12 protein-coding genes, 2 tRNA genes, 1 rRNA gene, 3 pseudogenes and 1 riboswitch are annotated in these 14253 nt (G+C 43.1%); of the genes and pseudogenes, 14 read left to right on the top strand and 4 right to left on the bottom strand.

What is annotated here, in order from left to right:
* Positions 1–100: 100 nt before the first annotated feature.
* Positions 101–709: a transglutaminase-like domain-containing protein gene (locus tag AC0DBE_RS09780; protein WP_326199691.1), complete on the top strand. Its 609-nt coding sequence runs from the start codon at positions 101–103 to the stop codon at positions 707–709.
* Between the two features lie 35 nt (positions 710–744).
* Here AC0DBE_RS09780 and AC0DBE_RS09775 read toward each other — a convergent pair whose 3' ends face one another.
* Both AC0DBE_RS09775 and AC0DBE_RS09770 read right to left on the bottom strand, forming a co-directional pair.
* On the bottom strand, positions 745–1230 hold the full coding sequence (locus AC0DBE_RS09775; RefSeq protein ID WP_072183057.1) for a YdhH/YoaO family protein: 486 nt from the start codon (positions 1228–1230) through the stop codon (positions 745–747).
* A gap of 17 nt (positions 1231–1247) precedes the next feature.
* Positions 1248–1716 (bottom strand): annotated as a pseudogene (locus AC0DBE_RS09770) (GNAT family N-acetyltransferase).
* Positions 1717–1793: 77 nt separating this feature from the next.
* Here AC0DBE_RS09770 and AC0DBE_RS09765 point away from each other — a divergent pair.
* Complete coding sequence (locus AC0DBE_RS09765; protein ID WP_079288418.1) at positions 1794–2771, top strand: HD domain-containing protein; 978 nt, start codon at positions 1794–1796, stop codon at positions 2769–2771.
* A gap of 158 nt (positions 2772–2929) precedes the next feature.
* Positions 2930–3546 (top strand): annotated as a pseudogene (locus AC0DBE_RS09760) (YdhK family protein).
* A 172-nt stretch (positions 3547–3718) separates the two neighbouring features.
* Here the strand turns inward: AC0DBE_RS09760 and pbuE are convergent.
* A complete protein-coding gene (gene pbuE / locus AC0DBE_RS09755) occupies positions 3719–4885 on the bottom strand; it encodes a purine transporter PbuE (protein ID WP_061187051.1) in 1167 nt (388 codons plus the stop codon).
* Between the two features lie 54 nt (positions 4886–4939).
* Positions 4940–5039, bottom strand: a riboswitch (purine riboswitch).
* Between the two features lie 176 nt (positions 5040–5215).
* On the opposite strand from pbuE, the pseudogene AC0DBE_RS09750 reads away from it, so the two are divergent.
* The 8 genes and pseudogenes from AC0DBE_RS09750 (at position 5216) to AC0DBE_RS09715 (ending at position 12462) form a co-directional block, all read left to right on the top strand.
* Positions 5216–5528, top strand: a pseudogene (locus AC0DBE_RS09750) (PTS sugar transporter subunit IIB).
* On the top strand, positions 5528–5860 hold the full coding sequence (locus AC0DBE_RS09745) for a PTS sugar transporter subunit IIA (RefSeq protein ID WP_072565835.1): 333 nt from the start codon (positions 5528–5530) through the stop codon (positions 5858–5860). The pseudogene AC0DBE_RS09750 and the gene AC0DBE_RS09745 overlap by 1 nt, the downstream one beginning before the upstream one ends.
* An 18-nt stretch (positions 5861–5878) precedes the next feature.
* Positions 5879–7207 (top strand): PTS cellobiose transporter subunit IIC, encoded by a 1329-nt coding sequence (gene celB, locus AC0DBE_RS09740; protein WP_014112865.1) that lies wholly within the window; start codon positions 5879–5881, stop codon positions 7205–7207.
* Positions 7208–7224: 17 nt separating this feature from the next.
* The gene (locus AC0DBE_RS09735; protein ID WP_472961968.1) at positions 7225–8622 is read left to right on the top strand and encodes a glycoside hydrolase family 1 protein; all 1398 of its coding nucleotides are present in this window, start codon (positions 7225–7227) and stop codon (positions 8620–8622) included.
* Positions 8623–8769: 147 nt separating this feature from the next.
* Complete coding sequence (gene gmuR, locus AC0DBE_RS09730; RefSeq protein WP_014112867.1) at positions 8770–9483, top strand: transcriptional regulator GmuR; 714 nt, start codon at positions 8770–8772, stop codon at positions 9481–9483.
* A 28-nt stretch (positions 9484–9511) separates the two neighbouring features.
* Complete coding sequence (locus AC0DBE_RS09725; RefSeq protein ID WP_472961966.1) at positions 9512–10411, top strand: ROK family protein; 900 nt, start codon at positions 9512–9514, stop codon at positions 10409–10411.
* A complete protein-coding gene (gene manA, locus AC0DBE_RS09720) occupies positions 10408–11355 on the top strand; it encodes a mannose-6-phosphate isomerase, class I (protein ID WP_326199683.1) in 948 nt (315 codons plus the stop codon). Before AC0DBE_RS09725 ends, manA begins: the two co-directional genes overlap by 4 nt.
* A gap of 18 nt (positions 11356–11373) precedes the next feature.
* Positions 11374–12462: a glycoside hydrolase family 26 protein gene (locus tag AC0DBE_RS09715; RefSeq protein WP_014112870.1), complete on the top strand. Its 1089-nt coding sequence runs from the start codon at positions 11374–11376 to the stop codon at positions 12460–12462.
* Between the two features lie 50 nt (positions 12463–12512).
* Here the strand turns inward: AC0DBE_RS09715 and AC0DBE_RS09710 are convergent, their stop codons facing one another.
* Positions 12513–13367, bottom strand: a complete 855-nt coding sequence (locus tag AC0DBE_RS09710) for a manganese catalase family protein (protein WP_061187057.1) — start codon at positions 13365–13367, stop codon at positions 12513–12515.
* Positions 13368–13702: 335 nt separating this feature from the next.
* Between AC0DBE_RS09710 and AC0DBE_RS09705 the strand changes: the two genes are divergently transcribed.
* The 3 genes from AC0DBE_RS09705 to AC0DBE_RS09695 form a co-directional block, all read left to right on the top strand.
* Positions 13703–13779 (top strand) — tRNA-Arg (locus tag AC0DBE_RS09705).
* 14 nt (positions 13780–13793) lie between these two features.
* Positions 13794–13867 (top strand) — tRNA-Gly (locus AC0DBE_RS09700).
* Between the two features lie 163 nt (positions 13868–14030).
* Positions 14031–14253: ribosomal RNA gene (locus tag AC0DBE_RS09695) — 16S ribosomal RNA — on the top strand; the annotation flags it as partial.

The raw sequence follows: 14253 nt of genomic DNA, 5'->3' as shown, positions 1-14253 counted from the left end.
TTATATTTTTAAACTGTTAAGCTAGTGTTAATCGATTTTAAAGATTGGATTTACAAGAATAAGAGGATGACGGAAAATTGAGGAAAAGGGAGTGGGTTAAGTGAAGATGATTTGTGAATCAGGCCGGCTGAGTGATTATGTTTGTGAGTCGAAAGAAGTTGATTATTCCCATCCCATGATAAAGGAGAAGGCAGCTGAACTTTTTCATTCATCTCAAACAGAAATGGACAAAGCGAAAATTGCTTTTGAGTTCGTAAGGGATGAAATATCACATTCATGGGATATTCAAAGCAAACGAGTTACTTGTCATGCTTCAGATGTTCTGAGATTCAAAGAGGGGATTTGCTATGCCAAATCAAATCTTTTCGCTGCCTTACTGCGCGGAGAAGGAATTCCAACAGGATTCTGTTATCAAAGATTAATGCTGTTCGATACGCCGGACAAAGGTTATTGCATTCATGCTTTAAACGCTGTATATCTTTCTTCTGTTAGAAAATGGGTAAGGGTGGATGCCCGAGGGAATAAGGAGGGGGTCAATGCACAATTTTCGATTCATAAAGAGAGACTGGCTTTTCAGGTTAATGAGAGAATGGGTGAACAAGATAAGCCGATGATTTATACAAATCCCCATTCAAAAACATTAGCTGTATTAAATGGACATACAGACGCTTTAAAGATGTATCTATATCATTTACCGGATCACTTGTAAGCAGAAAGCAGGGACCTCTATGAGAATCCCTGCTTTTAATCAAATAAGGTCTTTTCATTAAGGGTAAACTGACTTGCGGAATAATGATTACCTTGCTTCCATTTCACTTCAATCGTAATATCATGGCCTTCAAGCTCATGTTCATCTAATCGCTCTAAAAAAGAAACGGACTCCTCTTTTGCGCTTCCATCGCGAGAAGTGCCGCCGGAATAATCTCGTATGGGGATTTCTGTATCAGAGCTCAGTAGAACCTCATCATCTTTTTTTACAATCAGTGATTCCACATAAGTGCTGTCTGCTTTATCTGTATCACCGATCCAATAAAGATTGCCGCTGTATTCATTCGGTGCATCTTCATTTTTTGTGAAAACAGCTTCCCAATTCCGATCTTTGCTTTCTCCCTGCCAGTTCGGATACTCCAATCGCACATAATGAATCAGCTGATAGGAAAAAAAGATCAAGCAGAAAGCCAATAATAGGGAAGCCGTGAAAATAAGAGGATATTTATAATGACTGGACATAAAAAACTCCTATTCGTTTAATCAATTACCTTTGAAAAAAGAATTTTATCCCGATCAAAATGCCGTTTTCAGCTTTCTCGGGAATCTCCGGCTTGAGTCGCCTCGCTTCTTCAACTGCATTCGGAAACAATGCGGCGAATTGATAGTCTCTCTTTTGATAAAACGCCATCGCATGTACATTATCATTCGTTGTGATAAGCCTTGCATGTTTAGCCGTCTCTTCAACCTGCTGTAGGAAAGCTGTGCCGATTCCTTTCTTTTCAATGATACTATCTAATGAAATGATTTCACAATCTTTTCCATGTATCACGTATGTAATATAACCGATGATTTCGCCACCCTCATCTACAGCGGCATAGCCATCTAATTCATCACATCGAAAAATGCCGCTGGAAATCACCATCTCGGGTGACCCCCAATGCTTGGAAAAAAATCAGTTATCGTATGTTTCGACAACTCACTGCTTGAGATAATCTTCATCCTCATCCTCATCCTCCTTATAGAAAATGTGTAATATCATATACAATATATAACAGTAACTAAAAAGATGTTGAGGTGACGGCATGGAAATCAACGATGTCATTTACGGGCAGCACCATATAGACGGGGTGCTGGAAGAGCTTATCAAGAGCGCGCCGGTGCAAAGATTAAAAGGAATCTACCAAGGCGGAGCAAGCTTTTTAGTCAATCGAAAGTGGGATGTGACCCGCTATGAGCATTCTATCGGCGTGATGCTCCTCATCAAAAAGCTGGGAGGAACGATAGAAGAGCAGATAGCAGGCCTGCTTCACGACGTATCACACACGGCTTTTTCCCATGTAATCGATGTTGTCTTTGAAAATGAAGCGGAAGACTACCATGAAAATATCTTTCAACAAGTCATTGTTCACTCTGAGATTCCGGGAATTTTAGAAAAACACGGTTATGATGCTGAAGAACTTTTATCAGACGATACGAGATGGACATTGCTGGAACAGCCCGCACCAGAGCTCTGTGCCGATCGGACAGACTATACGCTGCGGGACATGTACCGATATGGGCACATTAGTCTGAACGAAGCACAAACCTTTTTGGATCACCTCATTGTGAGAAACGGAAGGATGTTTCCGGATGGAATCGAAGCTGCCGAATGGTTTGTCCGGGTGTATTACATGGAGGTGATAGATTTCTTTTTGAATCCCGTGAATGTATATGGGTATGAATATTTAGCGCAAACGTTGAAGGCTGCGTTACAGCATAATGTCATATCCGCAGAAGATCTGCTGAAAACGGATCAAGAGGTACTCGACATCTTGCACGCATCAAAAAATAAAGAAGTACTGAGCTTGCTTAAACATATTCATCCCCGCATCCAAGTAAAAGAAGATAACATCCAGTACGATTTCCATCAAAAGAAGAAAATGCGCCTCATCGATCCATCCATTTTTCATCATGACGAATGGGTCAAAGCATCAGCTGTATCCGAAAACGTCAGAAAAATGGGAGAGGCCGCTTATCAAAAAGCAAAAAAAGGTGTGTATATAAAAGTGTTACATCACTAATTGCCGCGTAACAGCGGCTTTTTTCATGTTTGACTATGCCAACCAAGGGGAATAGGACAAACTGTGGGAACGTTTTATGAGAATATCAGCGTATTTACATACCATTCGGGGGTATAGTATTATCGAAGAGCATGTTTGCTTGCAGATATGCGATTTTATTGTCTGCGGGCAAAAATCACAGTAAAAAATGAACCAAAGGAGAATGAACATGAAAATTACTAAAAAAGCACTGGGAATTCTGATGTTATCTCTTATTTTTGTTTTATCAGCTTGCGGCAATAACAATAGCACAAAAGAAAACACTCATGAAAATCATTCAGATTCGTCATCACATGAAGAAATGGAGCATTCCGGATCAGCTGACGTACCAGAGGGATTACAGGAATCTAAACATCCGAAATATAAAGTAGGAAGCCAAGTGGTCATCAATGCATCTCATATGAAAGGCATGAAAGGTGCCAAGGCTACAGTGACAGGAGCCTATGACACAACGGCGTATGTTGTCTCGTACACTCCGACAAACGGAGGGCAGCGCGTAGATCATCATAAATGGGTAATCCAAGAAGAAATCAAAGATGCGGGAGATAAAACATTAAACCCCGGAGATCAGGTGATCTTAGAGGCTTCTCATATGAAAGGCATGAAGGGAGCAACAGCCGAGATCGACTCCGCCGAAAAAACAACCGTATACATGGTTGACTATACATCGACAACGAGCGGTGAAAAAGTGAAAAACCACAAATGGGTGACCGAAGACGAGCTTTCAGCTAAATAATAAAAAATCCTCCTTTTACAAGGAGGATTTCAGCGTGTCGACAAACCCTCGCATTCGTTGTCAGTCCTGCGCGTTGGTGCTCACGAATTTCTACATTCGCTGCGCTCCAATGCTCGTCCTTCCTAGACTTCAAGGGTTTTCAATCACGCTGAAAGATGAAAAAAATCCTCCTTTACAAGGAGGATTTTTTTACTGTCTGAACAGGCCTTGTTAACGAAATTAAGGCAAACAGGACAGCGATAATGACAATCGATCCGCCGCACCATGCCGTGGAGACAACAGTACCCGTCTGATCCAAAACAACACCGCCAATGGCTGAGCCAAGGGCAATTCCGACTTGGAGGGCAGATGTATTAAAGCTTTGCTGAATGTCAGACGAATCTGGTGCAATTTCAATTAAATAGCTTTGTTGAGCCGGGGCGAGGCTCCAGCTCAGAAGACCCCATATCACCATGACAGGCAAAAAGAAAATCATAGACGATGTAGACAGCGGCAGTAAGAACATAATGATGGCAAAGGAACCGGTCACCAGCAAAATGCTCTTGAAGGAACCAAGCCGGTCAGAAAGCGCTCCTCCGAAAGGGCCTCCGCATACAGCAGATATCCCGAAAAGGAAATAACAAATGCTGACCCAGAAAGAGCTCAGGTGAAGAGTCTCTTCTAAAAACGGCGCAAAGTAAGCGTATAGCGTGTAGTGGCCAGCTAATGTAAACATCGTGACGAGGTGTGAACTCGCGATTTTCAGATTGCCAATCGTCTTGAGTTGTTCCCGGAAAGGAATCATTTTCTCCGCCGGTATTCGTTCAAAGAAGATTGAAATAATCAGCATGGAGACCAGTGCCAACAGGCCGATGCCAAGGAACAAAATGCGCCATCCGAAGGAGTCGCTGATTAAGATTCCGAGCGGCACGCCTAATGCGATAGCGGAGCTGAATCCCATAAAAATAATTCCGATTGCGCGGGCTCTGTATTCAGGCGCTACAATTTTCGGGGCAATCGTTAAAGAGAGCACAACAATCAGCCCTGTACTCATTGCTGCCAATACCCTAGATACCATCAGTGTTGCAAAATTAGGGCTGAAATAGGCGACAAGATTGCTTAGGAAGAAAACAAATAAGGCAATTAAATATAAACGCTTCCGCTCAATCTTCGCAGTCAATGCCAAAAGCAGCGGCCCTGACACTGCATATCCCAGCGCAAACACACTGATCAGCTGCCCGGCTGAGACAATGGAAATGTCTAAATCATTTGCGATCTGAGGAAGAATTCCTCCCACAATTAACTCAACCAATCCGACTGCAATCGTAGAAGCTGCAAGCAGGAAAACTTTAAAATTCATAACAAACTCCTTTACTTAAAAGTTTTGGCAAATAAAAAAATCCTGATTACAAAAAATGTCATAAACAATTTTTGTAATCAGGATTTTACGGTTCCTGGTAGACACCCTCAAACCATATTATTGAGGTTATACAAGTGATAATAGCTATTTAATTGATTCGTTTCTGTTGATGAGTGTATCACATTATGAATGAATCTTCCATAGAAAAATTTACAAATCGATGAACCGGACAAGTAAATGATTATATTTATTTTTTAAAAGTATAGACATTTAAAAAATAATGACTATAATAAAAATTGTAAGCGTTTTAATCACAAGGGGGGATAGCAGTTGAAAAAAATATTACTGGCGTGCAGTTCAGGGATGTCTACCAGTTTATTGGTGACAAAAATGAAGGAATACGCACAATCCATCGGAGAGGAAGCGGAGATTTGGGCAGTCGGCCAAGATAAGGCGAAAGAAGATATGAGAAAAAGCGGATGCCGTTTTGATCGGCCCGCAAATGAGCTTTCTGAAAAGCGAACTCCAAAAAGAGGCGGATCAATACAACATTCGGGTTGAAGTCATTGACATGATGGCCTACGGAATGGCAGATGGCAAAAAAGCGTATGAGCAAGCATTGTCCTTAATGGAGAATCAATAATGGAACAGATGAAAATCACGAATTTAACAGACGAACAAATCAGTTTTCAGCTTATCCTGCACAGCGGCAATGCCCGAAGCTCCATCATACAATCTCTGCGCGCCTATAAGGAAGGGAACAAGGAGGAGGCGGATGACCTCATTGCCAAGGCTGAGCAGGATTTATCCGCAGCCCATGACATTCACTTTCAAATGATACAGAAAGAATCCGGCGGGGAAGAGGTGGCTTTCTCCTTGCTGCTCATGCATGCGGAGGATCACCTGATGTCAACATTAACCATGAAAGAATTAGTGAAAGAACTGCTTGATCTCTTTAAAACAAAGAATCTATAAAAAATCGGGGTGGATAGGGTGTTCGAGAAAATCAGCCAATTCCTTGTTCCAATTGCAGGGAGGTTAAACAATAACCGCTATTTGCAAGTGCTGCGTGATGCATTTATGCTGGCTTTTCCGCTTACGATATTCGGTTCCATTTTTGTGGTGTTAACGAACCTGCCGTTCTTAAACAAAATCATGAATGCTTCAATGCTTACATCGTTTCAGTCTCATTTCGGCATTGCGTCCACAGCGACTATGGGCATTATGTCTGTCTTCGTCGTATTCGGGATAGGCTACTACCTGTCGAAAAGCTATCAGGTTGAAGCTGTATTTGGCGGCGCGATCGCTTTGGTATCCTTTTTGCTCTTAACGCCATTTATCGTTCAGCCGGAAACAGGAGATGCCATTACAGGGGTTATCCCGGTCGACCGTCTCGGTGCAAAAGGGATGTTTCTTGGCATGATTACGGCATTTCTTTCAGGTGAAATCTACAGAAGAATTGTTCAAAAAAATCTGACGATCAAAATGCCTGCCGGTGTTCCGCCTGCTGTAGCAAAATCATTTGCCGCACTTATTCCGGCTTTTATTACATTGACAGTGTTTTTACTGATTAACGTTCTGGTGACACAGCTTTTTAAAACAAATATGCACGACGTTATTTATCATGCGATTCAGGCGCCGCTTGTCGGACTTGGAAGCGGTATCATCCCGACGCTGATTGCCGTGTTTTTCATTCAAATCCTTTGGTTTTTCGGACTGCACGGACAGATTATTATCAACTCCGTGATGGACCCGATTTGGAATACACTGCAAGTAGAAAACCTTTCTGCTTACACGGCGGGAAAAGAAATCCCTCATATTATTTCAAAACCGTTTATGGAGATTTATACAGTAGGGATGGGCGGAACCGGGATGACGCTTGCGATTGTGTTTACAATTCTCATATTCATGAAAAGCAGGCAGATGAAGCAAGTATCGAAACTCGGCCTCGCCCCCGGTATTTTTAACGTAAACGAACCGATTATCTTCGGGCTTCCGATTGTCATGAACCCGATCATTATTGTGCCTTGGGTGTTGGCGCCGATGGTTGTTACGCTCGTCACCTATCTGGCCATGTCAGCGGGGCTCGTTCCGCCTCCGACTGGTGTAACGGTGCCGTGGACGGTTCCATTATTCATTAATGGCATCATGGCGACGAACTCGATCATGGGGGGCGTGATGCAGCTTGTCAATCTGCTGATTGTCTTCGTGATATGGTTTCCGTTCCTGAAAGCAATGGATAAATTAAATCTGGCAAAAGAAAAAGAACAAGCTGTGCAGGAAACAGCTGCCCAGCAAAATGATAATAGTATCAAAATGTGACATAAGGAGAGAGAGACTTGGCACAAACAGAACAATATCGTTTTCCGATAGATTTTTGGTGGGGCTCGTCCGCTTCAGCAACACAAACGGAGGGTGCCGCCGATAGAGACGGAAAAGGGCAGAATATATGGGATTATTGGTTTGAAAAAGAACCGCATCGTTTTTTTGATCATGTCGGGCCTGCAGCTACATCTCGATTTTACGACAACTATAAAGAAGATATCAGGCTGATGAAGGAGCTTGGCCACAACTCGTTCCGAATGTCGATTTCCTGGTCGCGTTTAATACCGGACGGAATAGGCGAGATCAATGTCAAAGCCGTGGATTTTTATAGTAGTGTCATTGATGAGTTGATCGTGAACGGAATAGAACCTTTTGTCAATTTGTTTCATTTTGATATGCCGATGGAACTTCAAAAAAACGGCGGCTGGGTAAACAGAGAAACGGTTGACGCTTATGAAAACTATGCGAAAACAAGCTTTCGTTTATTTGGCGATCGGGTGAAAAAATGGTTTACGCATAATGAACCGATCGTCCCAGTAGAAGGCGGATACTTATATGATTTTCATTATCCAAACAAGGTCGATTTTAAAGAAGCCGTCCAGGTCGGATTTCACACAATGCTATCAAGTGCCCGAGCCATTCAGGCTTACAGGGAGATGAAGCAGGACGGAAAAATCGGCATCATCTTAAATTTGACCCCTTCATACCCAAGAAGCAGCCATCCGGCGGATGTAAGAGCAGGGGAAATAGCAGACGCGTTTTTTAACAGATCCTTTTTAGACCCTTCTGTCAAAGGGGAATTCCCAAAAGAGCTGGTTGAGATTTTAAAGAGCGAAGGCTTTTTGCCCTGCTATAAGAAAGAAGATCTTGAGGTCATCAAACACAATACGGTTGATCTGTTGGGTGTGAATTATTATCAGCCGAGACGTGTAAAGGCAAAAGAACATCTTCCGAATCCCGACGCTCCTTTTTTGCCGGACAGGTATTTTGATCCTTACGTCATGCCGGGCCGCAAAATGAATCCTCATCGCGGCTGGGAGATTTACGAAAAAGGCGTTTATGATATTTTGATCAATTTAAAAGAAAACTACGGGAACATCGAGTGCTTTATTTCTGAAAACGGGATGGGAGTTGAAGGCGAGGAACGCTTCAGGGATGAACAAGGCATTATTCAAGATGATTACCGGATTGAATTTATGAAAGAGCACCTCAAATGGATTCACCGTGCCATACAGGAAGGATCAAATGTAAAAGGCTATCACTTATGGACGTTCATGGACAACTGGTCTTGGACAAATGCCTATAAAAACCGATACGGGTTTGTGTCAGTCAACCTCGAGAAAGACGGGGAAAGGACCGTCAAAAAGAGCGGAAAATGGTTCAAAAAGGTTGCTGAGCAACACGGTTTCTAGATTTCCCAAAGATCCAGATCTTCCGGCAATCATCATGACGAATAGAGATCACGAACAGCCGCAACATTGATGAAATAGGGAAAAGAACTTATGATATCCCTAAACGCTTATGTGATATCATACTCTAACAGCTGCCGGAGGATACCAATGAATAAATACGAAATCATTGCAAATGAAATGAGAGATAGAATCAAAAATAACGTATATCCGATTGATCAGCCCATTCCTGATGAAGTATCTCTTGCAAAAGAATTTAACTCAAGCCGCATGACGATGAAGAGAGCCTTGGATAATTTAGTTGCCGAGGGTCTGCTGTTTAGAAAACGGGGCCATGGCACGTTTATTATTCAATCAGCGATACAGGATGACCATGTCCATGTAGTCAGCAACGAGATTCTGGGATTGACTAACTTGCTGAAAGATAAGGAAATTAAAAGCAAGGTCATTCAGTTTGAAGTGCAATTTCCAACAGAGGAAGTGGCTGCCCATTTGTCCATCGATCAGAAGACACCCGTTTATTATCTCGTTCGGCTTCGGATTGTAGAGGGAGAGCCCTATGTATTGGAAAAAACATATATGCCGACTCATTTAATACCGGGCATTAATGATGATGTTCTTCATGATTCGATCTACAACCACATCACAAACGAGCTGCAGCTCAAAATCGCCGGAACGCATCGGAAAATCAGAGCTTGCAAATCTGATCATATTGACCAGCAGCATTTGGGCTGCAAACAGGATGATCCAATTCTTGAAGTTGAACATGTGGGCTTCTTAGACAACGGCATTCCATTTGAGTATTCCTTTTCACGTCATCGGCATGACAAGTTTGTTGTTACTTCTGTAAACATACGGCGCTGATTGCGGAGACAACAAGGAGGCCATCTGCATGCTTGGCGGTATTGAAGCAGGCGGCACAAAGTTTGTTTGTGCTGTCGGTAAAGAAGATGGAACGATCATTGACCGGATAGAGTTCCCCACAACGATGCCGGATGAAACGATAGAGAAAGTGATTCGATATTTTCGCCAATTTTCTTTACAGGCTATCGGCATCGGCTCCTTTGGTCCCGTTAATAACGATAAAACCAGTAAAACATACGGAACCATTACGGCCACGCCGAAAGCGGGCTGGAGACACTATCCCTTTTTGCAAACCGTTAAGAATGAAATGAAAATCCCAGTCGGTTTTAGTACGGATGTCAATGCTGCGGCGCTGGGTGAATTCCTTTTTGGTGAAGCGAGGGATCTCAACAGCTGCCTGTATATAACGATTGGCACTGGCATTGGTGCGGGCGCAATTGTAGAGGGCCGGCTCCTTCAGGGGCTGTCACACCCAGAGATGGGCCATATTTATATCCGGAGGCACCCGGATGATGTATACCAAGGGAAGTGCCCGTATCATAAGGATTGCTTTGAAGGTCTGGCTTCCGGTCCTGCCATAGAAGCGCGCTGGGGAAAAAAAGCTGCTGATTTATCAGAAATAACTCGAGTCTGGGAACTGGAAGGGTACTATATTGCCCAAGCGCTGGCTCAGTATATTTTGATCCTTGCACCTAAAAAAATTATTCTTGGCGGCGGCGTCATGAATCAGAAACAAGTGTTTCCTTATATTTATCAATATGTGCCGAAAATTATGAACAGCTACCTAGATTTTTCTGAATTATCAGATAGTATAAGTGATTATATTGTACCTACACGTTTAGGCAGTAACGCTGGAATCATCGGCACGCTTGTTTTAGCGCATCAGGCTTTACAAGCAGAGCAAGCTTCCGGGGAGGTGCGGTCATGAAGCACCCTTTATTTTTGGAGCCTGTCTTTAAAAAGAGAATATGGGGAGGAACAAAGCTTCGTGATGCCTTCGGCTACGCGATACCCTCAGAAAAAACAGGTGAGTGCTGGGCCGTTTCTGCACATGCCCATGGCTCGTCGGCTGTTCAAAACGGCCCGCTGGCAGGAAAGACACTTGTTCAAGTATGGCAGGATCATCCGGAGGTTTTCGGTTTTCCAGATGGAAAGGTGTTTCCGCTGCTGGTAAAGCTGCTGGATGCCAATATGGATCTCTCCGTGCAGGTACATCCTGATGATGATTATGCGATACTGCACGAAAACGGCGATCTCGGAAAAACGGAGTGCTGGTATATTATTGATTGCAAAGATGACGCCGAACTGATTTTAGGCCATCACGCAAGCACAATGGAAGATTTTAAACGGCGAATGGAAAGCGGCGAATGGAACGGGCTGCTGAGGCGAATCAAAATCAAACCCGGAGATTTCTTTTATGTGCCAAGCGGTACGCTCCATGCCTTATGTGAGGGAACCCTTGTCCTTGAAATCCAGCAAAACTCTGATACAACGTATCGCGTATACGATTATGACCGCTGTAATGACCAGGGCCAAAAAAGAACTCTTCATATAGAAAAAGCCCTGGAAGTCATAACGATACCGCATATCGATAAAGTGCATACACCGAAAGTGAAAGAAGTTGGTAACGCGGTGATCACTGTTTATGTACAATCGGATTATTTCTCAGTGTACAAATGGAGGATTAGCGGCCGAGCTGTTTTTCCTTCTCATCAAACCTATTTGCTGGGGAGTGTTCTGAGCGGATCAGGACGAATCGTAAATAATGGTATTCAGTATGAGTACAATGCAGGCTCACACTTTATTTTGCCTGCGCAATTTGGCGAGTTTTCAATAGAAGGAACGTGTGAGTTGATGATATCTCATCCTTAATGAATGGGGGAATTGCATTTGTTTAAGAAACATACGATCTCTTTGCTCATTTTATTTTTACTTGCGTCTTGTATTACGGCAAAACCAATTGAAGCTCATACTGTGTCGCCTGTAAATCCTAATGCACAGCAGACAACAAAAGCAGTGATGAACTGGCTGGCTCATCTGCCGAATCGAACAGAAAACAAAGTCCTTTCCGGAGCGTTTGGAGGGTACAGTCATGACACATTCTCTATGGCTGAAGCTGATAGAATCCGAAGCACTGCCGGACAATCACCTGCTATTTACGGCTGTGATTATGCAAGAGGGTGGCTTGAAACTGCAAATATTGAAGATTCGATTGATGTAAGCTGCAACAGCGATTTACTTTCGTATTGGAAAAGCGGAGGAATCCCGCAAATCAGTTTGCACCTGGCGAATCCGGCTTTTCAGTCAGGGCATTTTAAAACACCGATCACAAACGATCAGTATAAAAACATATTAGATTCATCAACAGCGGAAGGGAAGCGGCTGAATGCTATGCTCAGCAAAATTGCTGACGGACTTCAAGAACTGGAGAACCAAGGTGTGCCTGTTCTGTTCAGGCCGCTGCATGAAATGAACGGTGAATGGTTTTGGTGGGGACTTACATCATATAATCAAAAGGATAATGAAAGAATCTCCCTATATAAACAGCTCTACAAGAAAATCTATCATTATATGACCGACACAAGAGGACTTGATCATTTGCTTTGGGTTTATTCTCCCGACGCCAATCGAGATTTTAAAACCGATTTTTACCCGGGGGCGTCTTACGTGGATATTGTCGGATTAGATGCATATTTTCAAGATGCCTATTCGATTAACGGATACGATCAGCTAATAGCGCTTAACAAACCATTTGCCTTTACAGAAGTCGGCCCGCAAAATGCAAACGGCAGCTTCGATTACAGCCTGTTGATCAATGCAATAAAACAAAAATATCCTAACACCATTTACTTTCTGGCATGGAATGATGAGTGGAGCCCAGCTGCAAACAAGGGTGCATCAGGTCTATATAACCACAGCTGGACACTCAATAAGGGAGAGATATGGAATGGTGATTCTTTAACGCCTATCGTTGAATGAATTCGAAGCAGAAGGTGCTCAAGAAATTTCTTGAGCACCTTCATACCTGATTAGGCATTCATATCGCCTAACCCAGGACTGTGTTCATTCGGCATTTCCGGAAGCACTGGTACAGGGAACCCTGCCGGAGGCTCTATTACTTGTAACTCTCCGCCATTTCTGCTCGGAGATGTTCCTTGAAAGATGTCGCCGATTCTTGTCTCATCCAATCTGAAATTAAACTGTGCATTGTGGTAGCCTAATTCAACATACTTTCTGCACTCAGGATATTTATTAATGTCGTAATTCGGCACGGGTAAGAGCTTCGCCCACTCAACGCCCAATGTCTCGAGCGCTTTCGCAAACGCATTCTGGTGAGCATTGTCACGTACAATCAGAAAAGCAAGAGTCTCCCGAAACGTCTGGTTAGAACTCATTTCATAAATTCTTGTTTTTTGCAGCACGCCTGTTGACTCAAGAAGCAAGTTATCCAGCAGGTCTGTAATTAAGTTTCCATGGTTATACACCCATGACCCATTCCACGGATTGCCTCCTGCATCAACAGGAAGGGAACTTTGCGCCCCAATAATATAATGATGAGGATTAGCATGTTTAATCGCTTCATCAAGTGGTGCCTGATCTGCACCTTGACTGCCGACACCTGCACCGCCTGATTCATCTAATAAAGCATTAATTGTGTTTTGCACCAGTTCAACGTGTGCGATTTCCTCTAAAAAAATGCCACGGAGCAGATCGCGGTACTGTTTCTGTTTTCCTCTGAAATTAGAGCTTTGGAAAAAATACTGCATCATCGTACGCATTTCACCGTAATGTCCGCCTAATATTTCCTGCAGGACCTTAGCAGCTGCCGGGTCTGGCTTGTCCGGCTTAATGATATTTATCAGCTCTTCTTTGTAGTAATACATAGCACACCTCATTTCTTTTCTAGTGATTGATTTCTTATATACTTTGTAAAAGGAGATAAAATATACGTATCACTAAGCACGTAAAAGAATCTGAAAAAAATATAGAAAAAGTGTTGACTGCAGAAATTGCACATGGTATATTATTAAACGTCGCTGATGAACAGCACGAAACAAAACGAAAACAAAAAAGTTTTCCTAAGGTGTTTACAAGTTTTTAAAAATGTGTATAATAAGAAAAGTCGAGTTGAAAAAAGATTCGATCTTCGAAAAAACATTTTAAAAAACTTCTTGACTTCAACATCAAATGATAGTATGATAGTTAAGTCGCTTAATAAGCGCCCGTAGCTCAATTGGATAGAGCGTTTGACTACGGATCAAAAGGTTAGGGGTTCGACTCCTCTCGGGCGCGCCAATATAAAGTACCACGCGGGTGTAGTTTAGTGGTAAAACCTCAGCCTTCCAAGCTGATGTCGTGAGTTCGATTCTCATCACCCGCTCCATTATTGAATGATCTTTGAAAACTAAACAAGACAAAACGTACCTGTTAATTCATTTTTTATAAAATCGCACAGCGATGTGCGTAGTCAGTCAAACTAAGGCCTGCACGACGCAGGTCACACAGGTGTCGCCGCAGGATGCGGTGAACTTAACCTGTGATCCACTTTATCGGAGAGTTTGATCCTGGCTCAGGACGAACGCTGGCGGCGTGCCTAATACATGCAAGTCGAGCGGACAGATGGGAGCTTGCTCCCTAATGTTAGCGGCGGACGGGTGAGTAACACGTGGGTAACCTGCCTGTAAGACTGGGATAACTCCGGGAAACCGGGGCTAATACCGGATGCTTGTTTGAACCGCATGGTTCAAACATAAAAGGTGGCTTCGGCTA

It is taken from the genome of Bacillus sp. VA15, from assembly GCF_055721145.1.
The sequence above is the reverse complement of the archived record's forward strand: the minus strand, read 5'-3'. Positions and strand labels throughout refer to the sequence as shown.

Bases quoted from the DNA above. Each gene is read 5' to 3' on its own strand.
- AC0DBE_RS09775 (WP_072183057.1), bottom strand. From the start codon at position 1,230: ATGTCCAGTCATTATAAATATCCTCTTATTTTCACGGCTTCCCTATTA.
- AC0DBE_RS09765 (WP_079288418.1), top strand. From the start codon at position 1,794: ATGGAAATCAACGATGTCATTTACGGGCAGCACCATATAGACGGGGTG.
- pbuE (WP_061187051.1), bottom strand. From the start codon at position 4,885: ATGAATTTTAAAGTTTTCCTGCTTGCAGCTTCTACGATTGCAGTCGGA.
- AC0DBE_RS09745 (WP_072565835.1), top strand. From the start codon at position 5,528: ATGGAACAGATGAAAATCACGAATTTAACAGACGAACAAATCAGTTTT.
- gmuR (WP_014112867.1), top strand. From the start codon at position 8,770: ATGAATAAATACGAAATCATTGCAAATGAAATGAGAGATAGAATCAAA.
- AC0DBE_RS09725 (WP_472961966.1), top strand. From the start codon at position 9,512: ATGCTTGGCGGTATTGAAGCAGGCGGCACAAAGTTTGTTTGTGCTGTC.
- manA (WP_326199683.1), top strand. From the start codon at position 10,408: ATGAAGCACCCTTTATTTTTGGAGCCTGTCTTTAAAAAGAGAATATGG.
- AC0DBE_RS09710 (WP_061187057.1), bottom strand. From the start codon at position 13,367: ATGTATTACTACAAAGAAGAGCTGATAAATATCATTAAGCCGGACAAG.